We start from the raw sequence: 500 nt of genomic DNA on the forward strand, positions 1-500 counted from the left end.
CATCGGGCGCGACGGGTTCGCCACAGCAGTGCAGGAGTCGGTGGTCATCGACAAGTCTCTGCTCATCGCCGACGTTCGCAAGATCGGCTATCCGGAAGTGCACTTCGATACCTTGGATATCGAACTGGGCGCCGGAGCTTTCACCGTCGCGGTGCGGCCCCAGGGCGCAGGCGCCGTCGATGAAGCCGTAGCCGAACGGGTCACCGCCGCTCGCAATCTGCGCAACGACGGCACCTTCGCCGAGGCCGTGCGCGTGGAGCTGCCTTGCGCCGAATCATGGAACGCTCAGCGCGACGCTGCCTGGGAGGCCTGGGCAACCGAGCATCCCGAGGTTTTGGAAGAGCCCGACACCGACGAGGAGGCGCCGAGCGGCGACGTTGCCGACGAGGCAGCCGAACCCGCGCCGGTGAAAGCTCCGGCGCCCAGTTCGATATCCAAGGTATCGAAGTGCACTTCCGGATAGCCGATCTTGCGCTGGCGATCGTTGAACACCTTCATGT

The 500-nt window shown here is 65.0% G+C and carries 1 protein-coding gene; it reads left to right on the forward strand.

The genetic code is table 11. The annotated features are described in order from the left end of the window. Positions 1 to 463: nitrogen fixation protein NifZ (locus NE591_RS12310; protein WP_256156753.1), on the forward strand; the 463-nt coding region annotated here is incomplete at its 5' end. Positions 464 to 500 lie beyond the last annotated feature (37 nt).

The organism is Adlercreutzia sp. DFI.6.23 (genome assembly GCF_024462535.1).
Classification (GTDB): domain Bacteria; phylum Actinomycetota; class Coriobacteriia; order Coriobacteriales; family Eggerthellaceae; genus Adlercreutzia; species Adlercreutzia rubneri.